The sequence below is a fragment of the Rhodococcus sp. D-46 genome, from assembly GCF_011290655.1.
GTDB classification, from domain to species: Bacteria; Actinomycetota; Actinomycetes; order Mycobacteriales; family Mycobacteriaceae; genus Rhodococcus_F; species Rhodococcus_F qingshengii.
This window is the reverse complement of sequence record NZ_JAANTF010000008.1, coordinates 289,849-312,245: the sequence shown is the minus strand read 5'-3', so window position 1 is coordinate 312,245 and position 22,397 is coordinate 289,849. Positions and strand designations below refer to the sequence as shown.

Genomic DNA, 22,397 nt, shown 5'->3' with positions numbered 1-22,397 from the left:
CAAAAAGGCGCACGGGGCGTCAGCCCAACCTGTAGAACCTGAACATCTCGTGCTCGATCGGCAGCACGTCCACCCGCTCGAAACCTGCCGCCTTGGCATAGCTTTCGAGTGTCGAGTGCCTCATCACCGTCCCGGTGGCAATGCTTCCCGGATGCGAAAGACTGTCCGGTAAGCAGCAGGTCAGCGAAAATCCGTACAGCAATTGCTCGATCGGACCCGCCTCGGGATCGAACTCATCCGCCGTTCGTTCGTCCATCACGATCACCGGAGCGCCCGGCTGGGCAATCGCCCGAGCCGTGGACAGAAAACCCACCGGATCCGGAACGTCGTGAAGGCACTCGAAAGCGAAGACGGCGTCGTAGGTCCCGGCATCGGCTCGCCCGGCCTCAGGAGCCTGTCCGGCGACGTCGACCAACGAGAAATGCACGCGGTCGTCCACCCCCCCGATCATGAGCGTTACGACGGGCAGCGTTCACCGACGCCGCGTCGACGTCGAAGCCGTGCACTTCTATCTTCGGGTATCCGAGGGCGAGCGCGATCGACGACCAGCCCTCCCCCATCCCGAGATCAGCGACCTGCCCGCCGTCCGTAAGTGTGGCGTGCAGGTCGGTGACCACCGGCAGAAACTGCTGACAGAGCTGCTGGAGATACATCGGCCGGTTCAGCAGCGCCTGACCCTCGCGAGCATCGGGGCCCATCGATTCCCACGTGACTCCCCCGCCGTGACGATAAGCGTCGAGTAGACGTGGCATCGACGACGTCGTCGCGACGAACAGCCTCGCCAGCGGCGCCAGGAAAAGTAGGTTCTCGTCGTCGACCAGAACATCGGCGTGGGCCTGCGGCAGGCTGTACCGGCGATCGGCATCCGAATTGACGTCCACATAACCGGCGACGGCCTGCTGCTCGAGCCACTCCCGCGCATATCTTTCGACGGTCCCTGTCCGGTCCGCCAGCTCCGTCGACGTGAGCGGGCCATGATCGCTCAGCGCGCGGTACCAGCCCAACCGGTCGCCCAGATACACGGCCTGCAGCTCCGATGCCCCGAGCGTGGCCGCGAACAATCGTTCTGCGAGCGCTTCCGCCGCACTGGTTCCCGCTGCGCCTGTACCGTCTACCGCCGTCATGCCCTACCTCCTGGTTTCACACCACTTTCAGGGTGTGTACCCAGTTCTCAGACGACGACCATTCGTTGGTCTGCCGTGTCGCGATCCGTCGCGAGAGTGTCGTACGCAGCGGCGATGGACGCAACGCCGCGAATGAGGTCCTCGGGAGAACGTGCGTACGGCACGCGGATGAATCGTTCGAACGCACCTTCTACGCCGAAACGGGGGCCGGCGGCAAGGAGTACGCCGAAGTTGGGTGCCACCGCCGCCAACGCCGTCGAGACGGGCGCGGACATTCGCATCCAGACCGACATTCCGCCGGAACCGATGGTGGGACGCCAGTCCGGCAGATGCTCGGCCACCGCACCGAGGAGTACCGCACGCTGTTCTCGCAGAACTTCGCGACGCTGTTCGAGCAACGAGCGGTCGTCGGCGAGCAAGTAGGCGGCTGCCAACTGATCCATGACGGGAGTACCGAGGTCGACCGCGGCACGCGCCCCCACCAACTGGGTGATGAGCGCGGCATCGGCGCGAATCCAACCGACACGTAGCCCGCCCCACAGCGACTTCGCCGTCGAACCGAGCGTCACCACTTCGGTTTTCGCTGCGCCTCGCCCATGTGAGGCGACCGGCGCCGGCGGTGGTGCGTCGAGCCACAGATCCACCATCGTCTCGTCGACGACCAGAGTCATTCGCGTTTCGTGCGCAATCTTCGCAAGCTCGGCGCGGCCGGAAGAGTCCATGCAGAGGCCGGTCGGGTTGTGAAAGTCGGGGATCAGGTATGCCATTCTGGCAGCGGTTTGCCTTGCTGCACTACGAATCCCGTCGAGATCCCAGGCTCCGGCTGCTGCGAACTCCGGTCGGACCGGAACCGGTACGGGCCGAGCGCCGTTTCGCCGAATCGCTTCCAGCGCATTGGGGTACGTCGGATGATCGACCAGCACTCGCTCGCCGGGTGAGGTGAGCACCGACAGCAACAATCGAAGCGCGTGCTGCGCACCCGAGGTCACCATGATCTGTTCGGCGGTGGTGGGAAGACCCCGCGCCGTGTAGCGCTGCGCGATCACGTCACGCAAGTCGGCGATCCCGACCGGTTCCATCCCGTGCGTGGGCAGGAAGTTCGGAAGTTCCTGCAGCGCAGACGCATACGCCAGTTCGACCTGAGCGGCGGGAGCTGCCATCGCCGCGTAACTGAGGTCGACGACGGGTCCACTCGGCCCGGGTTGATGGGAGCGGAACATCAACCCGTTCGGCCGCGCGCCGGCAGGCAATGCCACGGTGCTTCGCGAACCCTGCCTGCTGATCAGGTACCCCTCGTCGCGCAGCACCGAGTACGACGACGTGATCGTGGTCCGACTGAGTTCGAGTACCGCCGCAAGTTCACGCTCACTCGGCAGTGCGACCCCCAGCGGAACGCGACCGTCGTGCACAAGCAGGCGGATACCGTCGGCGAGCGCACGGTACGCGGGCCTGCGTCCGGACTCTTCCTGCCAGGATCCCAGATCGCGCGCAAGCGAACGGGCACCGAGAACTCGAGTCATCATGCAGTCCAGTATCGACAACTTGGCTATGTAACTCAATACCAGTCGAGTTGATCATATGTCCATGACTACCTTCGCAACCCTGATCGGCATCGGACTCTTCGTGGCACTCGTCTACTTCTTCGCGCCCGCCGAAGGTGAAGGTACATACATTCGGTTGGAGCAGTTTCGCCTGGCAGCACCCCTCGGCGGCATCTTCCACGACAAGACTTCAGACCGCGAGAACGACGCTGTCAGACCCCCGTGCGATTGTGATCAGGGGGAAGAATTCACTGATCTCAGTCCAGTTGCGTAAAACTGGACTCTTTTCGCACTCAGAAAGTCTCCAGAGAGGGTTCCCATGCCGGCTTCCAAAAAGATTCTCTATATCGATCTCGACAACACCTTGGTCAACTTCCAGTCGGGCATCGATCGCCTGACCGACAGCGTCCGAGAGAAGTACAAGAACGACCTCGACGAAGCGCCGCACATCTTCTCTCGCATGGATCCTCTCGACGGCGCTATCGACGCCTACCACCAACTGGCACAACAGTTCGACACCTACATCCTCTCGACAGCGCCGTGGAAGAACGCCACAGCCTGGCACGACAAGGTTCTGTGGGTCCAAGAGCACCTCGGAATGGAGGAAGGCAGCGTCGCGTACAAACGACTGATCCTCTCGCACCACAAGCACCTCAATCGAGGCGACTACCTCGTCGACGACCGCGGAGCAAACGGAGCAGATCGATTCGAGGGTGAGTGGATCAAGTTCGGCAGCACCAAGTTTCCCGACTGGAAGACCGTCACCGCACACTTGTCGAAGCTGGCTTGAAACACGAAATCCCCGCTCATGCTTGCATGAGCGGGGATTTCGAGGGAACGAACTAGCGGACGATCTCGCGCCGGACGATCGTCTCGTCGCGGCCGGGGCCGACACCGATGCAGGAGATGAACGCACCCGAAAGCTCTTCGAGACGAAGCACGTAGTTCTGCGCATTCTGCGGCAGTTCCTCGAAGGTGCGAGCCTCCGAGATGTCTTCCCACCAGCCGGGCATCTCTTCGTAGATGGGCTTGGCGTGGTGAATGTCGCTCTGTGACATCGGCATTTCGTCGTGGCGGACACCGTCCACCTCGTACGCGACACAGATCGGCACGGTGTCGAGGCTGCTCAGCACGTCCAGCTTGGTGAGGAAGTAGTCGGTGATGCCGTTGACGCGCGTCGCGTAACGCGCGATGACAGCGTCGAACCATCCCGTACGACGAGCGCGTCCGGTGGTGACACCGACCTCGCCGCCCTGCTTCGCCAGGTATGCGCCGTGATCGTCGAACAGCTCCGTCGGGAACGGACCGGAACCGACACGCGTCGTGTACGCCTTCAGGATGCCGAGCACTGTGGTGATCTTGGTGGGACCGATTCCCGAACCGACCGCCGCACCACCCGAAGTGGGGTTGGACGAGGTCACGTACGGGTACGTGCCGTGGTCGACGTCAAGCAGAGTGCCCTGCGAACCTTCGAGCAGAACGGTCTCGCCGCGCTCGAGGGCGAGGTTGAGTTCCAGGCGCGTGTCCGAGATGCGGTGCTTGAAACCCTCGGCCTGCGTCAGTACCTCTTCGACGACCTGCTGCGGGTCGAGTGCCTTGCGGTTGTAGATCTTGACCAGCACCTGGTTCTTGAATTCGAGTGCTGCTTCGACCTTCTGGGTCAGGATCTTCTCGTCAAGGACGTCCGCGGCACGGACACCGACACGGGCGATCTTGTCCTGGTAGCACGGGCCGATACCGCGGCCGGTCGTGCCGATCTTCTTCGCTCCCAGGAAGCGTTCGGTGACCTTGTCGATGGCCACGTGGTACGGCATGATCAGGTGCGCATCAGCAGAAAGCAGCAGGCGGGACGTGTCCACGCCGCGCTCTTCCAGGCCTGCCAATTCGGTCAACAACACACCCGGGTCGACGACGACACCGTTACCGATGACGTTGTTGACGGCGGGGGTGAGGATTCCGGACGGGATGAGGTGCAGTGCGAACTTGTCACCGTTCGGCAGAACCACGGTGTGTCCGGCGTTGTTACCGCCCTGGTATCGCACGACCCACTGAAGCTGCTCGCCCAGTAGATCTGTAGCTTTGCCCTTACCTTCGTCGCCCCACTGGGCGCCGATCAGGACGATTGCCGGCATGACGTTGTCTCCTACGGTCGACGTGCAGCAGTTGTCCCGCCGCATTGGTACTGCCTGGCTTCCGCGCACATGATGCAGCGCCGAACTGTTGCAGTGACCGAAGGAGCAGTCTAGCCCAGAGCACCAGACCAGACCTGACGGTCCAGAATTTGGCCGGTGACCATCACGATTGCGAGTCGACACAGACACTCGCACTAAGATCGTCGGCAGTGATTCGGACGGCCATTTCGGGGAAGGGTGGCGAGGTCCCACTACCCGAGAAGAAGTCTTGATCGAGCTAGGAGTGGCTTTGACCCCTGTGGTGCTCAAATGTGGCGATTCGCCGGTTCCACTCCCCCTGGGTGAACTCACGTCGTTCACTGTCCCTGAACTTCCGGAGAAGCAAGACTTCGACGAGGCACTGTCCCAACTGCAGGTCGTGACGGAGCCTCGCTTGATCGTCGTGGGTAACGACGGCGCGTTTGCCGCGGCATTGACGCGGTTGATGCGATTGGAGCGACTCAACGTCGAACTCGCCTACGTCACCGAGAACAGGTCCGACGCAACCGACGCGTACAAACTCGCGACCGGTGCACGAGCTGCGCGCACGGCCTTGAAAGGCACAGTCCACACCGTGCCGCTCATTCGCGACGACGCTGGAATCGCGCTGGTAGGTGCAGCAACTGTCACGGGTCCGGCGGATGCAGACGAACTGATCGGCGAGGCCTACGTCGACGACAACAAGCTGTTCTCCGGCACAGTCCCCGGCATCCGGATAGTGCCGAGCCCCAAGCTCCCCGGGATCAAGGCATCAGTCGACCGCAAGAGCCGCTGGAGCGGGCGACGCTGGCTGGAAGGCCGAGCCATTCAACTGGGCTCGCCGGCAGCGCGACTGGTACGCGACGGGGTGGCCAACCCACGCGATCTGAAGCGTTCGACCTTCTACCGGCACGACAAGACTTGGTTGTTGGTCAGGTGAGAACCGGAGCAGCACGGTCGGCGGTTCGGCCGAGCCCTGTCTTCCTCGGCGTCGTTGCGATCACTGTCATCGCCGGAATCGTCGCTTGGAACTCGACGTGGGGTTCCATCGCGGGCCGCGCGGGTGTTTTTGTCCTCGTGGTTGCCGGCTGGGTGGTCACGCTCTGCTTGCACGAATTCGCGCATGCCTATCTGGCGTGGCGTCATGGAGACACCGACGTCGAGGCTCGTGGCTACCTGACGCTCAACCCGCTCAAGTACAGCCATCCGATGCTCTCGATCGGTCTGCCGGTGCTGTTCATCGCATTGGGCGGCATCGGGCTTCCCGGCGGCGCCGTGTACCTGCGCACCGGGATGTTCCCGCCCAAGGTGCAGGCCCGAATATCGCTCGCCGGTCCGTTCACGAATGCCGTCGCCGCCGTGATCCTCCTCGTCGTCATACGTACGTACGGCTCATCGGCCGAGCATCTGACGTTCTGGGCCGGCCTCAGTTTCCTGGCTTTCTTGCAGGTCATGGCAACAGTTTTGAACCTGCTCCCAGTCCCGGGTCTGGACGGTTACAACGCGCTGGAGCCCTACCTCGCACCCAATACACGGCACCAACTCGACCAGTTCAAGCCGTACGGACTGCTCCTGCTGGTTGCGCTCCTGTTCGTCCCACAGATCAATGTCGTCTTCTTCGACGCGATCTACTGGATCTTCGAATTGAGCGGTGTGTCCGACTACTACGCCATGCTCGGTAACGCCCTCATGCGTTTTTGGACGTGATCGAGTGCGCTGGAGGAGACTCGTGAGAGTCTGACATTTCAGACATTCATTCTTCTTCAGGGGAGCATCGATGATTGCGACGTCATTTCAGTCCGGCGGAGTGGAGTACACCCTCACGCGGGCCGAGATTCGACACGTGGAGGCACTGATCGACTTGCTCGCCGACGACCCGATCGGCAGCACCCGGGAGACGACCAACCCCGAAGCCCGAACGATCTACGAGGACGCGTTCAAGCGAATCGACGAGGATCCGGCTCAACTTCTCGTCACCGTTCTGGTCGGCGACGCGGTAATCGGCACAATGCAATTGACCTTCATTCCGGGTATGAGCCGGATGGGTGCCACGCGACTGCAGATCGAAGCTGTTCGCGTCCACGAGGACTACCGAAGTAAAGGCATCGGCAGTTCGATGATCCGATGGGCCTGCGAAGAAGGTGCCCGGCGCGGCGCGTTCCTGGCGCAGCTCACCTCGGATCAAACTCGCAAGGAAGCTCACGACTTCTACGAGCGACTCGGATTTGTGGCCTCCCATGTCGGGTTCAAGAAGTCACTGAGCTGACGCCCTGCCACAAAACTCCCAAACGCGGGGACTCCCAAACGCGAGCTCGAGCACCGGGGCGTAGAGGTGCCCCGGTGCTCACGTCTTCAGTTGTCGCGATTCACGCCGCTGTGGGTGGGCTGTTCCCGCCGATCGGATGCTGGTGCGGATCGATCGACATCGGCGGATAGAACACCGATTTGCGATCCGGCCCGATCTCCACCCGCCACTCCGTGTGATGCATCGTCCGATGATGATGACCGCACAACAAGATCAGATTGTCGAGATCCGTTGGGCCGCCATCGTTCCAGTGAACAATATGATGGGCATCGCACCACCCCGACGGCGTCCCGCACCCCGGAAACGCACACCCGCCATCCCGAACCGCCAACGCCCGCCGCTGCGGCACCGTCGCGGTCCTTGCTTCTTTGCCGCAGTCGAGCGGAACACCATTCTCATCCAACAAAATCCGCGTCACCGTGCAATCGCACGCCAACATCCGCGCAGTATCGATACTGATCGGACCCACCCAATCCGCCCACGCGAACCCCAACTCCTCAGTGGACGGCAGGAGGTCTTTCAAAGCCTGCAGATCCGTCATGTCTTTCGCGGACACAGTCACCGTGATGTGCGGTTTCACTCCGCCTTCGATCGGACCCAACCCCGCCCGCTCGTACCGCCGCAGTAATTCGCAAAACCCGTCCGCCCGCCGTAATGCCGGCGTACGCGTGTCTTTGACGCCGTCCTTCTCCGGTGTCGGAGCCGACAGGCTCGACAACAACGTCATCAACCGGGCCCCGTTCACAGCATCCAGATCACCCTTCACAGTTACTCTGCCGTACAGGCCTTTCGACGCGTAGAACTCGTTACGCTCCGAATCCTCGCCGACCGGGACGCCGTCCTCGCGCTTGCCGTACTGCTTCTCGATCCGCCGAATCGCCGCCCGCACCGCATCACAATCAGCAATGTTCTTCGACGCCAACCACAACAAGATCCCGCGGGCCTTGTCCACATCCGCCGGCGTCATGTTCTTCGGTGGATGCTGACAAAGCGACGCCACCTGACGGGCTTTCAACGCATCCACGTCACCACGATGAAACGCATCCGCGACAACAGGTTCGAGCATCAACAACCGCGCCAACCCGACCAGCAGACTGCACTCACCGATCTCCAGATTCGTCGACCCATGCAACCACTGCGCGATCGCCCGAAAACCCTTCCCACCGAGAACCTCACGGGAAAACATCTCCACGATCAGCAACACCATCCGCGACTGCAACTCGTGCCGGGCGCGCACCAGATCCAGAACCTCACCCTTGAGGTCCTCGCCATCCAGCTGCCACGCATCCCGACTGTCCATGCTCAAAGTTTAATCGAACATACTTTCGATAACCAGAGACAAACCGGACAACTTCAAGAAGACCTACACTCGAGAGCTGTTGAGATGCATCGCTATTCGCGCAACCGCCGACGCGATTCGTTGACAGAGACCCGCAACTCCCCCAAAGGCACTTCACGACCCGACTCACTGCGCACCTCGACGCGAACGCGCTCACCAGTAGCGTCGTCGGCCACCTCCAACGGTCCACCTTTTCCGCCGTGCAGATACTTGTCGCCCCACTGCATCAGCGCGAGAACCGCCGGCAGCAGGTCACGGCCCTTCTCGGTGAGCACGTACTCGTGCCGCGTCCGCTTTCCAGGCTCCTTGTACGGCACACGCTCGAACAGTCCCGCCTCAGTGAGTTCTTTCAGCCTCGCCGACGCAACCGCCTCGGTGATGCCGACTCGCGACGCGAAGTCGTCGAAACGCGTTGTGCCGTAATAGGCCTCTCGCAGAATGAGCATCGCGGACCTGGTGCCGACCACTTCCATGGCCCGCCCGATCGAACAGTGCGTGGCCCGCCAGGCGTCGCGATCTTCGAGCACTCCGGTCAGTCGTACAGCGTCCATGCAATTCACCATACCCCCTGGCTTGCCATAACCATAGCCAGAGTCTAGATTGCTGACTATGGAACTTCATAGCCAGCCGGTTCGGACCGGACCCCTGCTCGCGATACTGTCGGGGGCGCCGTTTGTCGCCAGCCTCGATCTTTTTGTGGTCAACGTGGCCTTCGGCGACATCGCCAAGAGCTACCCGGGTCACTCGCTCGGCGAGTTCAGTTGGATCCTCAACAGCTACGCGATCGTCTACGCCGCACTGTTGATACCCCTCGGACGCTGGGCGGACAGGATCGGGCACAAGCGCGCCTTCATCGCCGGCCTCGCACTGTTCACCCTCGCCAGCGCCGCCTGTGCCTTCAGCCCGTCCTTGTGGGCACTGGTGGCCTTCCGTATCGTCCAGGCAGTCGGCGCCGCAGCGCTCACCCCGGCCAGCCTCGGGCTTCTGATCAATGCGCTTCCCGCCGCGAAACGTCAATCCGGCGTTCGCATCTGGGCAGCCGCCGGCGCTGCAGCAGCTGCATTCGGCCCTGTCGTGGGCGGCATCCTCGTAGAGGCCTCGTGGCGCTGGGTCTTCCTGATCAATGTTCCAGTGGGCATCGTGTTGCTCTACTTCGCAGTCCGACTCGTACCGGATACAACACACAAGGACCCCGATGCCGGTATCGACTTCGTCGGCGCTGCCCTCCTCACCGTCGGAATCGGCTCTCTCGCGCTGGCACTCGTCCAGGGTCCGGACTGGGGATGGACCGACAATCGCGTTCTGATCGCCTTCGCCGTGGCCACCGTGACACTACTCTCGTTCTGGTGGAGCAACTCTCGTCACCGGACTCCGTTGATTGCTCCGGATCTTCTGAAGATCCGCTCGTTTGCCTGGTCCAACGTCACCGCCATCCTGTTCAGCGCAGCATTCGCCGCGGGTCTTCTCTCGAACATCCTGTGGCTCCAGGAAGCCTGGGGATACTCCGCTCTGCGAACCGGTTTCGCCGTCTCACCGGGTCCGCTTCTCGTTCCGCTGTTCGCCATCGCCGGCGGATCGCTGACGCGCAGGTACTCGGCGGGACGCGTCGCCGCACTCGGCAGCCTTCTGTGGGCAGTCGGAACCGTACTCGTTCTCGTCTCGGTTGATACGACGCCTAACTACGCGACCGGACTCCTACCAGGCTGGATCATCGCCGGGATCGGTGTCGGTCTTGCCCTGCCGACCATTCTGTCGCAGGCCACGGCGGATCTGGCACCTGCCAGATCGGCCACCGGTAGCGCAATCGTCAGCATGAGCCGACAGATCGGAACCGTTCTCGGCGTGAGCGTTCTGATCGCGGTTCTCGGCTCTGCTGTCGACTACGACACCTTCCGCCAGGCCTGGTGGGTGATCTTTGCCGTCGCGCTTGTGTCTGCCCTGGCATCACTGGGAATGACGCCTGCGACCACACCCACCCCGGTTGTCCCTGTTGAATCCGCCATCCCTGAAAGGAATTTGTCATGAGAGACGCAGTTATCGTCGAAGCCGTTCGCACTCCGATCGGCAAGGGAAAGGCGAACGGCGCCCTGCACGGCATCAACGCCGTCGACCTCCTCGCCCACAGCCTCAAGGCGGTAGTCGAACGCACTGGAATCGATGCAGCACTGATCGACGACGTCATCGGTGGAGCGGTAAGCCAAGTCGGTGAACAGAGCCAGAATGTCACTCGCACTGCCCTTCTCGCCGCCGGCTACCCTGAGTCGGTACCGGGAACCACCGTCGACCGACAGTGTGGAAGTAGCCAACAAGCAGTTCATTTTGCCGCTCAGGGCGTCATTGCCGGTGCGTACGACATCGTTGTCGCTGCCGGAGTCGAGTCGATGAGCCGAGTCCCTATGGGCTCGAGCAGCATCGGGCGCGAATCACTCGGCGTGGGTTTCGAAGAGCGCTATCCGGACGGTCTGGTACCGCAGGGCATCAGCGCCGAATTGATCGCTGCCAAGTGGGGACTGAGCCGCACCCAACTCGACGAGTTCTCGGCGTCGAGCCATCGGAAAGCCGCGCTGGCAACCGAGAGTGGTTACTTCACCAAGGAACTCGCCACGCTCCCGCAGCTGTCGGTCGACGAGGCCATCCGCCCCGGCACCACGGTCGAGACCCTGGCCGGCCTACGGACCGCCTTCGAATCCGACTACTACGCACAGCGATTCCCACAGATCGACTGGTCCATCACCGCGGGCAACAGCAGCCCGCTTTCGGACGGCAGTTCGGCGGTGTTGATCACGACCAGTGAGATCGCCGCGAAACTCGGCCTCACCCCGAAGGCACGATTGCACAGCTTCGCAGTTGCCGGCGACGATCCGCTCTACATGCTCACCGCGGTCATCCCGGCTACGCAGAAGGTCCTGGCCCGTGCGGGATTGACGGTCTCGGACATAGATCTGTTCGAGGTCAACGAGGCCTTTGCCCCAGTGGTCCTCTCGTGGGCAGCGGACACCGGCGTCGACCTCTCCAAGGTCAACGTCCACGGCGGCGCCATCGCGCTCGGCCACCCACTGGGCGGCAGCGGAACGCGGATCATGACCACCCTGGTCAACGCGATGGAGCAGCGCGGCGCGCGCTACGGACTCCAGACCATGTGCGAGGCAGGTGGGTTGGCAAACGCGACCATCCTGGAGCGTCTGGGCTGAGCGATCCCCGATGGACGGCATTCCGACATCAGTGACCGAGTGCCGTCCATTCGGGATCCGGCTTGCGCGCAACGACCCGAAACACGATTCCGCCCCGGCCGCTGCGCTGCACCTCGTCGATCAGGAAACCGGCGTTTTCGAGGTATTCAACCGGTTGACGGGTGAGATGATCGGCACCGAACCGAACAAAAAGCGGTTCGACGACCTTCATCAACGTACGAGCAACAACGTTCTTGCTCGGTCCGTGCTCGGCGAGGACGAATCGACCACCGGGTACCAGGACTCGAAATGCTTCGCTCGCAACTCGGTCCGGATCGGGGATCGTGCAAAAGGCGTAGGTCGAGACCAACGTGTCCACGCACTCGTCGGGAACATCGAGTGCTTGCACGTCTCCGAGTCGTAGGTCGACTTCGGTCTTCACTCCTTCGGAGACCTTGAGCCTGGCCTGATCGAGCATCGCAGTCGAGATGTCCACGCCGATGACGTAATCGACGTCGTCTCCGTAGAGAGGCAGGTTCAGTCCGGTACCCACGGCGATCTCGACCACGCGGCCATGCGCCTGGTCCACGGCCCATTTCCGGGCGTCACCGAGCACAAAGCGTTCGAAGCGCCCGATCTGTCGGTCGTAGTGCGCCGCCATTGCGTCGAAAGTCTTGGCGACCTGTGCAGTGTCTGGTTCACGCATAGTGCCCCGTTTCGATCGATCTTCTGTGCAGTCTTACACGCGAGCACCGGGTCGGGAAGACCTTTCGTGACGTAGGGCAACCGACCTCGCGAGGTCGTCCCTGACGGATGCCCCCGGTATCGTTCCAGGTGACCTGACCTCACCTACGACGATCATGGATAGAGACCTCGTGCGATCAAGTAACTGCGTCACCGGTTCGGTCCGGCCACCTTTTTCCACTGATTCCACTGGAGGTCTGTGATGGCCGGCGGACTCTTCGCCCTGCTCGACGACGTCGCAGCCCTGGCTCGCATGGCTGCCGCCTCGATCGACGACGTTGCCGCCGCAACCGGTAAGGCGACCGCCAAAGCGGCCGGCGTGGTCATCGACGACGCAGCCGTCACGCCGCAGTACGTCCGTGGGCTCGCAGCCGAACGCGAGTTGCCCATCATCAAGCGCATCGCCATCGGATCGCTGCGCAACAAGCTGCTGATCATCCTTCCGATCGCCCTGCTGCTGAGTCAGTTCCTCCCCTGGCTGCTGACGCCACTGTTGATGGTCGGCGGCTGTTACCTCAGCTACGAAGCGGTTCACAAGATCTGGGGTGCAATCTTCGGCCACGGTGACCACCACGAGGCCGCTGACGAGCATCCTCGCGACGAAGAAGCAGTGGTTTCGGGCGCCGTCCGCACCGACCTGATCCTGTCCGCCGAGATCATGGTGATCGCACTCAACACCATCGCAGGCGAAGGCTTCTGGAGCCGATTGGTGATCCTTGCCGTCGTGGCGGTCGTCATCACCGTGGTCGTCTACGGCGTCGTCGGACTGATCGTGAAGATGGACGACATCGGATTGAAGATCGCCGAGACGTCGTCTGGCTTCACCCACAAGGTCGGCCGAGGCCTCGTTCGCGGCATGCCTCACGTGATGTCGGTGCTCTCGGTGGTGGGTACCGCCGCGATGCTGTGGGTCGGTGGCCACATCCTGTTGGTCGGCATCGACGAACTGGGCTTCCACCCGCTCTACGACGCCGTTCATCACGGCGAAGAAGCAGTCAGTGACATCGCCGGAGTCGGCGGGGTACTGGCGTGGATCGTCAACACACTTGCGTCGGCGGCACTGGGTCTGGTGGTTGGCGCCGTCATCGTCGCCGCTCAACTGGGTATCACTCGCCTGCTCGCAAAGCGTTCTGCAACGGCCTAGTCACTGCGAGTGTGGCGGAGCACCATCTGCTCCGCCACGGTGCGTATCCCTTCACGCAAAGACGAGGGTTCGAGCACCTCGACGTCGGCTCCCAGCCCGATCAACTGGGAGAGCGCGACATCTTCGCTCTCGAGTTTCAGCTCGGCACTGACCCATCCGTCGTCGTCCTCGGGCCCCACTCCGACGGCAGCGGCGAGCTCTCCCACCACATCGGGGAGCCTGCGCCTCCCCTCGGGCGACAACCGCACCCGGCAGTAGAAGCGAAGCAGCGACCGGTCGAACTCGGCCATCGACGCTGCCCACCACGACGGCAGGTCGAAATCCGCCGGGCGGGCGAACGAATCATCCTCTACGACGGCGTTTTTGATGCGGCCGACCCGGAACGAGAGCGTACGTCCGTTCATCCCCGCCACCAGATACCAAACACCGGCTTTGATGACCAGACCCAGCGGATCGACCGTCCGCTCGCGATCGCGATAGGCGAAGCGCAGTCGACGCGAGTCCAGCACAGCGGATGTGACGATCGGAAGCGCCGAGATGTCGTCGACGCCGCCGAACCAACCCGGAACGTCCACGAGAATGCGGTCCTGCCACAGTCGTGCACTCTCGCGCAGGGGACCGGGCAGGGAGCGGAGCAGTTTGGCCCCCGCCGAACCGACGGCGTCGGATCGCCCGAGATCTGCAGCGATGGACGGCACACCCAACAGCATGAGTGCGGACGTCTCGTCGTCCGTCATGCCGGACAACTTGGACTGCCATCCGTCGAGCAGACGGATGCCACCACCAGGGCCGCTCTCGGTCCAGATCGGCACACCGGCAGCCGACAACGAGGCCACGTCGCGGTAGATCGTCCGCACTGACACACCGAACTCGTCGGCCAACTGCTCGGCGACGACGCCGCGACTCCCCTGCAAACGCAGCATGAGTTGGAGTAACCGCGCGGATCTCATGGACCGAACATTACCGAGAATCACTGACAGAAGTTGTCAGGAATAGGGGTGCACAATGACCGTCATGGTCACCTGGAAGCAGTTCTCCGAAGAAGTACCCGCTCTTGCCGACGCGGTCCAAGCACGATTCAAAGCCCACAAGCATCACGTCCTCGCAACGCTGCGCAAGGACGGTTCACCACGGGTCAGCGGCACCGAAGTCGAAATCCTCGACGGGCGTCTGGTGCTCGGTTCGATGTTCGGCGCACTCAAGGCGAAGGACCTCATCCGTGACGGGCGCTACGCCCTCCACAGCAATCCCGGCGAGCACACCATGGAGGGCGGTGACGCGAAGATCGCCGGACTCGCACGCGAGGTGACCGGCGACGAGTTCGAAGCCGTGCTCGCAAGCTACACCTACGAGGTTCCGAAGCCTCTGCACCTCTTTGTCCTCGACATCGACGAGGTGGTGCACACGACTGTCGACGACGAACACATGTATGTCGACCTCTGGAAGCCGGGCAAAGATATCACCCGCTTCACCAAGTGACGTTCTTCTCGCAGTGCTCTCCGTTGGCACACGATTCCACCTGGACGGTGGCGTGGGAAAGACCGTGACTCTCGAGGACGGTGCGCGCGGATTCCAGAACGTTCGACGAATTCGCGTCACTGGTCAGGTGGACCGTGGCGACATCCATGCCGGTGGTGAGAGTCCAGACATGTAGGTCGTGGACACCCATCACGCTCGGCAGCGCCGCCAGGTCGGCCTCGACCGCTTCGACGTCGACGTCGGCCGGCGACGCCTGCGTCAGAATGCGCAGCGATGCTGCGGCCAGTTTGATCGCACGCGGCACCACCCACAGCGAGATGAGAACACCGACGACGACGTCTGCCCACGTCCAGTTGAACAGCAGGACAAGGCCACCGGCGATCAGAACGCCGACGCTACCGACGGCGTCGGCAAGCACTTCGAGGTAGGCGCCACGCACGGCCAGGCTGTCCTTGGAATCGCCGCGCAGCATCAGCATCACGACGATGTTCGCGGCCAGGCCGGCGGCCGCCGTGATGATCAGGGCGCCGCCCGGGATCTCGGGTTCGTTACCGATGCGGCCGATTGCCTCGTAGAAGACCCAGGCGGCGACGGCCAGCAGCATCACCGCATTGGCCATGGCGGTCAGCACTTCGGCGCGGTGCCAACCGAAGGTCCTGGCCGCGGTGGTGCTGCCCCTCTTCGCGAGCAGCAGCGCCGTCAGTCCCATGGCCATACCCACCACGTCTGTGAGCATGTGACCGGCGTCGGCAAGCAGAGCCAACGAGTTGATCAGGATGCCGACCGTGGCCTCGAGCACGAGGAACGCAACGAGGATCGCAAGCGCGATCGCCATTTTTCTGATGCGCTGCGGTGACGGTCCTACGCCGACCGAATCTGCTGCCGAGTGGCCATGTGAATGACCGTGCCCTGCTCCCATTTGTCCTGTTCCCTCCCAAGTCCTTCTCAGAGCATATGCATACATTCGCATACATACAATGAGTTGCTCAGTGAGCGGGAAACGGCAGAGGTCAGTGATCCGGCTCGTAGGCGGGATGAGGCACGGTGGGCGGCAGAGTTGCGATCGACGAGATTCGCTTCATGCCCGCGACCTGCAACAGGTCGACGACCAGCGATCGAATCTGGGCGAACACCACCGTCGAGGACAAGCCCGCGTTCTCCACTATCGCCGGTTTCAGTTCCTTCGCGACCGAGCGCAGGACGCGCGCTGCTTCGGCCTGATCAGGCTGCTCCCCCGGCTCCGCCAGGATCATGTCCTCGAGAACTTCGACGGCTTTCGACAAGCGCTCGACCTGAGCCACCAGACGCGGATCGAGGATCTCGTCGTCCCTGACCAACGTCAACGAACGACGCGCGAGCACTCGAATGTTACGCATCGCGTTGTCGATGGGATCGGCTGTCGCCATGAGCCTTTCGAGGCGAGGCCGACTGTTCCAGTACAGCGGGGAGATTCGGCTGATCTCGCGCCCGCCGAGAAGGTTACTGCGCAACCCGTCGATGGCACTCTGAGTTGCGCGCGCCTTCTGCAGTGCCTTCACGATCGGGTCCGGGTCATTCGCGACGAGGCCGTCTGCCACCAATTGCAGTACCTCGGAAGCGGTTCCGAGGATCGATGCGGCATCCTTGCGCGCGCGTCGTACCGGATGGGTGGGGATGATCGCGACCACCGCGATACCCACCAGGCCACCGACAAGTGCATCGATCATGCGATCGGGACCGCCGCTGCCGCCCGGCGGGATCAGCGTCGCCACCAGCACAGCCGAGTTTCCCGCCTGCATGGAGAAGATCGGCCCGCTGTTGAGAAGCACCGCGACGGACATCGCCAGCACGACAACCAAACTGATCTGCCACGGTCCGCTCCCGATACCGGAGATGATCAGATCACCGATTCCGATACCGACCGTGACTCCCGCAACCAACTCGAACGAGCGTCGTAGTCGTGCACCCAACGACAGACCGAGCGAGACCACAGCGGCAATCGGCGCGAAGAACGGCGCGTGGTGCCCGATCACCGTGGTGGCAACCCACCACGCCAATCCGGCCGCCAAGGCACATTGAATGATCGGTAGCGCCGACGTCTGAAGTCGACGCACCGATTTGCGAGCCCGGTCCTTGATGCCGGCCCGGCTCGGACGGAAACTGCTAACCGAGGCCAAGCGCTTCGGCGGCGTTGGGATCGCAGTCTTCGAGCAGATCGAGGCAACGCGCGTACTCGTCGGCTTCACCGATCGTCTTCGCGGCCTTGGCCAGGACTGCGACGCAACGCAGGAAACCACGGTTCGGTTCATGGCTGTAGGGCACGGGACCGAAACCCTTCCAACCGTTGCGACGCAGTTGGTCGAGTCCGCGGTGGTATCCGGTACGCGCGTAGGCGTAGGCCGTGATGGTTTCGCCCTTGTCCAGGGCAGCCTCGGCCAGGTAGGCCCACGCAATGGAGGCAGTGGGGTGGTCGGCCGCTACCTGGGCCGGTTCAGCGTGGTTGAGCAGTGCCGATTCCGCGTCGTCGTCGCCGGGAAGCAGAGTGGGCTTGGGTCCGAGCAGGTCACCGAATTGGGTCATGCGCTCATTGTGCCCGCTACGCCTTTCTGCCACAGGACCGCCTCGCCGACGGTCGGAGTTATGCAGGCTACATACCGGTCGTTACCCTGACATGGTCATTGCTGCATAAGACCGAAGGGTTACCCGTGCCGGACTCGAAAGACGACAACTCGACAAAGAGCGCAGCACCGAAGGGTGCGCCCGAGAAGTCGGCCCCGACCGAACCTGCGACTGTGGCGATCCAGAAGACAGACAAGGCCTCGAAAACGGACGGCGACGCCAAAGCTGCCAGCGCACCAACCGTCGCGATCCCCAAGGCAACTCAGGCACCCACAGCAGCACCGACACCCCAGCCCAAGCCGGAGCCCGCCACCGTCGCGATTCCGAAAGCCACGCAGCCGACACCACCACCCCGGCAGGCTCCGACCCCACCACCACCGCAGCGCGCTGCGCCTCAACGTGTGGGTGTCGCAGCGACCCCACCGCCGGCTCAGCCGATGCCGACTCGCATCGAGCCCGCCGCGCCGGAGAAGACCAAGCGCAGCGGCAAGGGCTGGTACATCGCGGCAGCAGCGGCCGGCGTCGCCGTCCTCGCGGCGATCGGCGTCGCCGTATTCGTCTCGTCCAACAGCGGTAGCGGTGAAAGCTCACCCGAAGCTCAGGTCCAGACCGCCATCTCGACGTACGTCGACGCTCTGCAGACCGGCGATCTGGCAACGCTGCGAACGTCGACCTGTGGGGCGTTGGGCGAGTACTACCGCACCATTCCCGACGCAGCGTTCGCGCAGGTCCACGACAATGCCGTCGCGCAGAAGACGATCCCGCAGGTCGGAGCCGTCGACGCGGTGCGCATCACCGACGACACCGCGATCGCTCAGGTCCAGGCGAGTTTGCCGAGCACGGGCGAGCAGTCGTGGCGCACGTTCGACCTCGAGCGCCAGGACGGCACGTGGAAGGTCTGCGATCCCAGCAAGTAGGTACCTGAACAGAAAATGCGCGCCGGCGAGAATTTCGCCGGCGCGCATTTTGTTCTGTGAAGCGCAGTTGTGAAACCGATCAGCCTGCCGACACCGAGCGTCCGGCCGACTTCAGGTCGTTGCACGCCTCGACGACGCGAGCCGTCATGCCGGCTTCGGCCTTCTTGAGGTAGCTGCGCGGGTCGTATGCCTTTTTGTTTCCGACCTCGCCGTCGACCTTGAGGACGCCGTCGTAGTTGGTGAAGAAGTGTCCGGCGATCGGACGGGAGAACGCGTACTGGGTGTCGGTGTCGACGTTCATCTTGACGACGCCGAAGTTCAGCGAGTCCTCGATCTCCGACTTCAACGATCCCGATCCACCGTGGAAGACGAAGTCGAAGGGCTGCGAACCGGAAGCCAGGCCGAGCTTGGCAGCGGCGACCTTCTGGCCCTCTTCGAGAACCTCGGGCTTGAGCTTGACGTTGCCCGGCTTGTAGACGCCGTGGACGTTGCCGAAGGTGGCGGCAAGGAGGTACTTGCCCTGTTCGCCGATGCCCAGAGCATCGACCGTCTTCTCGAAGTCTTCGCTCGAGGTGTAGAGCTTGTCGTTGATCTCGGCTTCGACGCCGTCTTCTTCGCCGCCGACGACACCGATCTCGACCTCGAGGATGATGCGTGCAGCCTTCGAGAGGGCGAGCAGTTCCTTGGCGATGGCCAGGTTCTCGTCGATCGGGATAGCCGAGCCGTCCCACATGTGCGACTGGAACAGCGGGTTACGACCGGCGTCGACGCGCTCCTGCGAGATCGCGAGCAGCGGACGCACGTAGGTGTCCAGCTTGTCCTTCGGGCAGTGATCGGTGTGCAGCGCGATGGTGACGTCGTACTTTGCCGCGATCACGTGTGCGAACTCGGCGAGCGCAACAGCGCCGGTGACCATGTCCTTGACGCCCAAACCGGAACCGAACTCGGCGCCGCCCGTCGAGAACTGGATGATGCCGTCACTGCCGGCGTCCGCGAAGCCCTTGATGGCTGCGTTGATGGATTCGGAGCCGACACAGTTGATGGCGGGGAAGGCAAAGGAATGCTCCTTGGCCCGACCAAGCATCTCGGCATAGACCTCGGGAGTTGCGATAGGCACGGCGGGAGTCCTCCATATACGTGTCGTTCGGAGCGCTCGGCGATGTGAAAGCGCTTCGTGTGGTCCTAGCAGTATGGCAAGTCCGACTCGTCACGTCTCTTTGCGGTCTCGGCCCGCCGCCACCGACGCGATGACCTGCGGTGGTGGGAAACACTCAGATTCGGCCGGTACTCTGGCCACCGTGAATGTGCAGGCAGCAACTGAATCCGTGACGAACCTGGCCTTGCTGCCCGGCTTCCTCGATCCCGTGAACCTCTTGAATTCCTTCGGAACGTGGGTTCTGGTGGGATTGCTTCTGGTGGTCTTCATCGAATCAGGCCTGCTGTTTCCGCTCTTGCCCGGCGATTCGCTCCTCTTCACCGCAGGGCTGATCGCGGCGTCCAAGTCCACCGAGATCGAACCGTTCGCGCCGCTGTGGGTGCTCCTGGTGACCATTCCGATCGCCGCGATTCTGGGTGACCAAGTCGGGTTCTACATCGGCGCCAAGGGCGGAACTGCCCTGTTCAAGACGGACGACGCGCGGTTCTTCAAGAAGAAGTACATCGACGAGTCACACGCCTTCTTCGAAAAGCACGGCCCGATCACCATTATCCTGGCTCGGTTCGTGCCGATCGTGCGTACTTTTGCTCCGGTTGTCGCCGGCGCTTCGAAGATGAAGTACTCACTGTTCCTGACGTACAACATCGTCGGCGGCATCCTGTGGGGTGCCGGCGTGACTTTGCTCGGCTACCTCCTGGGGCAGATCGAATTCATCCGCGACAATGTCGACTACATCTTCATCTTGATCGTCCTGGTGTCGGTTCTGCCGATCGTCTTCGAAATCGGGAAGCGAATTCTGGCGTCGAGACGTGGTGAAACGGCGAATACTTCCACTACGGACAATTCGACGGTGACAGTCCCCGAAGACCCCACCCCCTGATTGCAGAACGAGGCGAAGAACTGACGACGATGACGCTCGCATCCGGCAGTTTCTCCCCGCTCGAGACTGCCGGGCCTCTGTTGGTCTGGATCATCGTCGTCACGTTCGTCTTCATCGAGTGCGCGATCATCCTCGGGTTGTTTCTCCCCGGTGATTCGCTTCTGATCACAGCCGGAATCGTTCTCGCCGGCCACGAATCCGGCGCGGGCCACGTGTGGGCGTTGTCTGTCGGTGCGATGATCGCGGCCATTGCCGGCAACCAGGTCGGGTACGTCATCGGCCACCGGACCGGCAATCACATCAAAGCCCGTAAGGGCGGCAAGTACTTCACCGAGAAGAACCTGCACCGCGTGAACATCCTGTTGGAAAAACACGGATTCTGGGCGGTCCTGATTGCTCGCTGGGTTCCGTGGGTGCGCACCCTGTGCCCGATGGTCGCGGGCGCAGCCAAGATGAACCACACGCGCTACACCATCGCGAGCACCATCGGCGCGATCATCTGGGCGCCCGTGCTCCTGCTACTCGGTTTCTACGGTGGCTCGTTCCTCGATCGCGTGCCGTGGTTGCTGCCCGCCGTGCTGATCGTGATGATGGTCAGCTTGGTCATCGGTACTGCGCTGGGAATCTGGCAGTACCGCAAGGAGATGGCCCGACCGGCCGAAGACGTCGAGGTCGAAGAAGTCCTCGACTAGAAGCTGACTGCTCAGTGCAGGTGTCCCTGGTCCCACGCCGGCAGCGGGTCCTCGTAGCGAGTCCATGCCCGCGGTCCTTCGCGTAGTTCGTCATCGGTCAGCAGAGCCGGATCGAGGATTCGTGACGGCGCCGCCGGGTCCAGTTTCACTCCGATGAACACGATCTCCTGCCCTGGCACCTCCGCCGCCGACGCCCACAGTTGAGCCGGTTCGATGACGAGGTTGGGGCCTGCCTGCGACCAGATCGCGGCGAACTCGGGCCGACTGGCGATCCAGCAGAATCCCTTGCTCCGCAGGAGTCCAGCGAACTGACCGAGCGCGGCCTCGAGTCGCGCCGGATGAAAGGGTCGCGAGGCGCGGTATGTGACGCTGCGTATTCCGTATTCCTCGGTTTCCGGGGTGTGCCCACCGGCCAGTTCCTCGTCCCAACCGGGTACCTGCGCAGCCAGTTCCGGGTTGTAGAGACCGGTTTCGAGGACACGGTCGAGGGTGACTTTGCCGTGATCCGTTCGAATCAGTTGAGCGGTGGGGTTGAGCCTACGAAGCGTCGCCTCGACGGTTCCTGCCGCCCGCGGGCTCACCAGGTCGGTTTTGTTCAGCAAGATGACGTCGGCGAACTCCACCTGATCGACCAGGAGATCGGAGATGCTGCGTCCGTCCCCCTCCCCGGCTTCGAGGTTGCGCTCGTCCAGTCGTTCGCCTTTTGCCAGCTCGCCGAGGAAGGTCGACGCGTCCACCACGGTCACCATGGTGTCGAGCTTCGCGAGCGAGCCGAGGCTGAAACCGTCCTCGAATTCCCAGTCGAAGGTGGCCGCCACCGGCATCGGTTCGGAGATGCCGGTGGATTCGATCACCAACTGATCGAATCGCCCCTCTCGGGCCAGGGCGCCGACGGCGTCGATCAGATCCTCACGCAGCGTGCAGCAGATGCATCCGTTGGTCAGCTCGACCAACTTCTCTTCCGTGCGGTCGAGATGACCCTGGCCCGCGACGAGGGCCGCGTCGATGTTGATCTCGCTCATGTCGTTGACGATGACGGCGACCCTCCGGCCATCGCGATTGGCGAGAATGTGGTTGAGGAGTGTGGTCTTGCCTGCGCCCAGAAATCCGGACAGCACGGTTACCGGTAGCTGCTTCATTCCTTAATGGTAACCATTG

Annotated in this window: 23 protein-coding genes and 1 pseudogene; 12 read left to right on the top strand and 12 right to left on the bottom strand. The window is 62.7% G+C overall.

Translation table 11 applies throughout. The features are described 5' to 3' along the window. Nucleotides 1-19 precede the first annotated feature (19 nt). A pseudogene (locus tag G9U53_RS22375) lies at nt 20-1,124 on the bottom strand (class I SAM-dependent methyltransferase). Between the two features lie 47 nt (nt 1,125-1,171). Next, the gene (locus G9U53_RS22370) at nt 1,172-2,647 is read right to left on the bottom strand and encodes a PLP-dependent aminotransferase family protein (RefSeq protein WP_019749471.1); all 1,476 of its coding nucleotides are present in this window, start codon (nt 2,645-2,647) and stop codon (nt 1,172-1,174) included. 61 nt (nt 2,648-2,708) lie between these two features. Here G9U53_RS22370 and G9U53_RS22365 point away from each other — a divergent pair, with 61 nt between their 5' ends. After that, complete coding sequence (locus G9U53_RS22365; RefSeq protein WP_003944349.1) at nt 2,709-2,939, top strand: hypothetical protein; 231 nt, start codon at nt 2,709-2,711, stop codon at nt 2,937-2,939. Between the two features lie 45 nt (nt 2,940-2,984). Continuing rightward, a complete protein-coding gene (locus G9U53_RS22360) occupies nt 2,985-3,455 on the top strand; it encodes a hypothetical protein (RefSeq protein WP_054826000.1) in 471 nt (156 codons plus the stop codon). Nucleotides 3,456-3,507: 52 nt separating this feature from the next. Here G9U53_RS22360 and G9U53_RS22355 read toward each other — a convergent pair whose 3' ends face one another. Further along, nucleotides 3,508-4,797 carry an adenylosuccinate synthase gene (locus G9U53_RS22355; RefSeq protein ID WP_003944351.1) on the bottom strand — a complete coding sequence of 430 codons (1,290 nt, stop codon included), beginning with the start codon at nt 4,795-4,797 and terminating at the stop codon, nt 3,508-3,510. 283 nt (nt 4,798-5,080) lie between these two features. Here G9U53_RS22355 and G9U53_RS22350 point away from each other — a divergent pair, with 283 nt between their 5' ends. From G9U53_RS22350 to G9U53_RS22340, 3 genes are all read left to right on the top strand, one after another. Then, the gene (locus G9U53_RS22350) at nt 5,081-5,755 is read left to right on the top strand and encodes a hypothetical protein (protein WP_080961056.1); all 675 of its coding nucleotides are present in this window, start codon (nt 5,081-5,083) and stop codon (nt 5,753-5,755) included. Then, a complete protein-coding gene (locus G9U53_RS22345) occupies nt 5,752-6,522 on the top strand; it encodes a site-2 protease family protein (protein WP_003944319.1) in 771 nt (256 codons plus the stop codon). The genes G9U53_RS22350 and G9U53_RS22345 overlap by 4 nt, the downstream gene beginning before the upstream one ends. A gap of 70 nt (nt 6,523-6,592) precedes the next feature. Then, the gene (locus G9U53_RS22340; RefSeq protein ID WP_007726792.1) at nt 6,593-7,081 is read left to right on the top strand and encodes a GNAT family N-acetyltransferase; all 489 of its coding nucleotides are present in this window, start codon (nt 6,593-6,595) and stop codon (nt 7,079-7,081) included. Nucleotides 7,082-7,181: 100 nt separating this feature from the next. Here G9U53_RS22340 and G9U53_RS22335 read toward each other — a convergent pair whose 3' ends face one another. Next, nucleotides 7,182-8,420, bottom strand: coding sequence for an HNH endonuclease signature motif containing protein (locus tag G9U53_RS22335; protein WP_058038534.1), 1,239 nt, complete (start codon nt 8,418-8,420; stop codon nt 7,182-7,184). A gap of 92 nt (nt 8,421-8,512) precedes the next feature. After that, nucleotides 8,513-9,010, bottom strand: coding sequence for a helix-turn-helix domain-containing protein (locus G9U53_RS22330; RefSeq protein WP_003944415.1), 498 nt, complete (start codon nt 9,008-9,010; stop codon nt 8,513-8,515). Between the two features lie 58 nt (nt 9,011-9,068). Between G9U53_RS22330 and G9U53_RS22325 the strand changes: the two genes are divergently transcribed. Continuing rightward, nucleotides 9,069-10,484: an MFS transporter gene (locus G9U53_RS22325; RefSeq protein ID WP_165639209.1), complete on the top strand. Its 1,416-nt coding sequence runs from the start codon at nt 9,069-9,071 to the stop codon at nt 10,482-10,484. Beyond that, nucleotides 10,481-11,650, top strand: coding sequence for a thiolase family protein (locus tag G9U53_RS22320; RefSeq protein WP_058038536.1), 1,170 nt, complete (start codon nt 10,481-10,483; stop codon nt 11,648-11,650). Before G9U53_RS22325 ends, G9U53_RS22320 begins: the two co-directional genes overlap by 4 nt. A gap of 28 nt (nt 11,651-11,678) precedes the next feature. Here G9U53_RS22320 and G9U53_RS22315 read toward each other — a convergent pair whose 3' ends face one another. Next, nucleotides 11,679-12,335 carry a methyltransferase domain-containing protein gene (locus tag G9U53_RS22315; RefSeq protein WP_058038537.1) on the bottom strand — a complete coding sequence of 219 codons (657 nt, stop codon included), beginning with the start codon at nt 12,333-12,335 and terminating at the stop codon, nt 11,679-11,681. Nucleotides 12,336-12,575: 240 nt separating this feature from the next. Between G9U53_RS22315 and G9U53_RS22310 the strand changes: the two genes are divergently transcribed. Then, a complete protein-coding gene (locus G9U53_RS22310) occupies nt 12,576-13,517 on the top strand; it encodes a DUF808 domain-containing protein (protein ID WP_054826588.1) in 942 nt (313 codons plus the stop codon). On the opposite strand, the gene G9U53_RS22305 is transcribed toward G9U53_RS22310, so the two are convergent. Continuing rightward, entirely contained in the window at nt 13,514-14,467 is a 954-nt protein-coding gene (locus G9U53_RS22305) for a YafY family protein (protein ID WP_075832528.1), read from the bottom strand. The two genes, G9U53_RS22310 and G9U53_RS22305, sit on opposite strands and share 4 nt — an antisense overlap. Nucleotides 14,468-14,531: 64 nt before the next feature. Here G9U53_RS22305 and G9U53_RS22300 point away from each other — a divergent pair, with 64 nt between their 5' ends. Then, nucleotides 14,532-14,996 carry a pyridoxamine 5'-phosphate oxidase family protein gene (locus G9U53_RS22300; RefSeq protein WP_047269507.1) on the top strand — a complete coding sequence of 155 codons (465 nt, stop codon included), beginning with the start codon at nt 14,532-14,534 and terminating at the stop codon, nt 14,994-14,996. Here the strand turns inward: G9U53_RS22300 and G9U53_RS22295 are convergent. From G9U53_RS22295 to G9U53_RS22285, 3 genes are all read right to left on the bottom strand, one after another. After that, nucleotides 14,986-15,915, bottom strand: coding sequence for a cation diffusion facilitator family transporter (locus tag G9U53_RS22295; protein ID WP_007726784.1), 930 nt, complete (start codon nt 15,913-15,915; stop codon nt 14,986-14,988). The genes G9U53_RS22300 and G9U53_RS22295 overlap by 11 nt on opposite strands. Nucleotides 15,916-16,006: 91 nt before the next feature. Beyond that, nucleotides 16,007-17,152, bottom strand: coding sequence for an FUSC family protein (locus G9U53_RS22290; protein ID WP_039972702.1), 1,146 nt, complete (start codon nt 17,150-17,152; stop codon nt 16,007-16,009). Then, on the bottom strand, nt 17,139-17,555 hold the full coding sequence (locus G9U53_RS22285; protein ID WP_007726781.1) for a DUF3151 domain-containing protein: 417 nt from the start codon (nt 17,553-17,555) through the stop codon (nt 17,139-17,141). Before G9U53_RS22285 ends, G9U53_RS22290 begins: the two co-directional genes overlap by 14 nt. A 125-nt stretch (nt 17,556-17,680) precedes the next feature. Here G9U53_RS22285 and G9U53_RS34220 point away from each other — a divergent pair, with 125 nt between their 5' ends. Beyond that, nucleotides 17,681-18,511, top strand: a complete 831-nt coding sequence (locus G9U53_RS34220; RefSeq protein WP_165639208.1) for a nuclear transport factor 2 family protein — start codon at nt 17,681-17,683, stop codon at nt 18,509-18,511. A 79-nt stretch (nt 18,512-18,590) separates the two neighbouring features. On the opposite strand, the gene fbaA is transcribed toward G9U53_RS34220, so the two are convergent. Then, nucleotides 18,591-19,628 carry a class II fructose-bisphosphate aldolase gene (fbaA, locus tag G9U53_RS22275; protein WP_007726777.1) on the bottom strand — a complete coding sequence of 346 codons (1,038 nt, stop codon included), beginning with the start codon at nt 19,626-19,628 and terminating at the stop codon, nt 18,591-18,593. A 181-nt stretch (nt 19,629-19,809) separates the two neighbouring features. On the opposite strand from fbaA, the gene G9U53_RS22270 reads away from it, so the two are divergent. Continuing rightward, entirely contained in the window at nt 19,810-20,547 is a 738-nt protein-coding gene (locus tag G9U53_RS22270; RefSeq protein ID WP_003944390.1) for a VTT domain-containing protein, read from the top strand. Between the two features lie 29 nt (nt 20,548-20,576). Beyond that, nucleotides 20,577-21,239: a DedA family protein gene (locus tag G9U53_RS22265; RefSeq protein WP_003944306.1), complete on the top strand. Its 663-nt coding sequence runs from the start codon at nt 20,577-20,579 to the stop codon at nt 21,237-21,239. Nucleotides 21,240-21,250: 11 nt separating this feature from the next. Here G9U53_RS22265 and G9U53_RS22260 read toward each other — a convergent pair whose 3' ends face one another. Continuing rightward, the gene (locus tag G9U53_RS22260) at nt 21,251-22,378 is read right to left on the bottom strand and encodes a GTP-binding protein (RefSeq protein ID WP_054187136.1); all 1,128 of its coding nucleotides are present in this window, start codon (nt 22,376-22,378) and stop codon (nt 21,251-21,253) included. Between the last annotated feature and the right edge of the window lie 19 nt (nt 22,379-22,397).

Coding starts and splice junctions, on each gene's coding strand:
- G9U53_RS22370 (WP_019749471.1), bottom strand. CDS start 2,647: ATGATGACTCGAGTTCTCGGTGCCCGTTCGCTTGCGCGCGATCTGGGA.
- G9U53_RS22365 (WP_003944349.1), top strand. CDS start 2,709: ATGACTACCTTCGCAACCCTGATCGGCATCGGACTCTTCGTGGCACTC.
- G9U53_RS22360 (WP_054826000.1), top strand. CDS start 2,985: ATGCCGGCTTCCAAAAAGATTCTCTATATCGATCTCGACAACACCTTG.
- G9U53_RS22355 (WP_003944351.1), bottom strand. CDS start 4,797: ATGCCGGCAATCGTCCTGATCGGCGCCCAGTGGGGCGACGAAGGTAAG.
- G9U53_RS22340 (WP_007726792.1), top strand. CDS start 6,593: ATGATTGCGACGTCATTTCAGTCCGGCGGAGTGGAGTACACCCTCACG.
- G9U53_RS22335 (WP_058038534.1), bottom strand. CDS start 8,420: ATGGACAGTCGGGATGCGTGGCAGCTGGATGGCGAGGACCTCAAGGGT.
- G9U53_RS22330 (WP_003944415.1), bottom strand. CDS start 9,010: ATGGACGCTGTACGACTGACCGGAGTGCTCGAAGATCGCGACGCCTGG.
- G9U53_RS22325 (WP_165639209.1), top strand. CDS start 9,069: ATGGAACTTCATAGCCAGCCGGTTCGGACCGGACCCCTGCTCGCGATA.
- G9U53_RS22320 (WP_058038536.1), top strand. CDS start 10,481: ATGAGAGACGCAGTTATCGTCGAAGCCGTTCGCACTCCGATCGGCAAG.
- G9U53_RS22315 (WP_058038537.1), bottom strand. CDS start 12,335: ATGCGTGAACCAGACACTGCACAGGTCGCCAAGACTTTCGACGCAATG.
- G9U53_RS22310 (WP_054826588.1), top strand. CDS start 12,576: ATGGCCGGCGGACTCTTCGCCCTGCTCGACGACGTCGCAGCCCTGGCT.
- G9U53_RS22305 (WP_075832528.1), bottom strand. CDS start 14,467: ATGAGATCCGCGCGGTTACTCCAACTCATGCTGCGTTTGCAGGGGAGT.
- G9U53_RS22300 (WP_047269507.1), top strand. CDS start 14,532: ATGGTCACCTGGAAGCAGTTCTCCGAAGAAGTACCCGCTCTTGCCGAC.
- G9U53_RS22295 (WP_007726784.1), bottom strand. CDS start 15,915: ATGGGAGCAGGGCACGGTCATTCACATGGCCACTCGGCAGCAGATTCG.
- G9U53_RS22285 (WP_007726781.1), bottom strand. CDS start 17,555: ATGACCCAATTCGGTGACCTGCTCGGACCCAAGCCCACTCTGCTTCCC.
- G9U53_RS22265 (WP_003944306.1), top strand. CDS start 20,577: ATGACGCTCGCATCCGGCAGTTTCTCCCCGCTCGAGACTGCCGGGCCT.
- G9U53_RS22260 (WP_054187136.1), bottom strand. CDS start 22,378: ATGAAGCAGCTACCGGTAACCGTGCTGTCCGGATTTCTGGGCGCAGGC.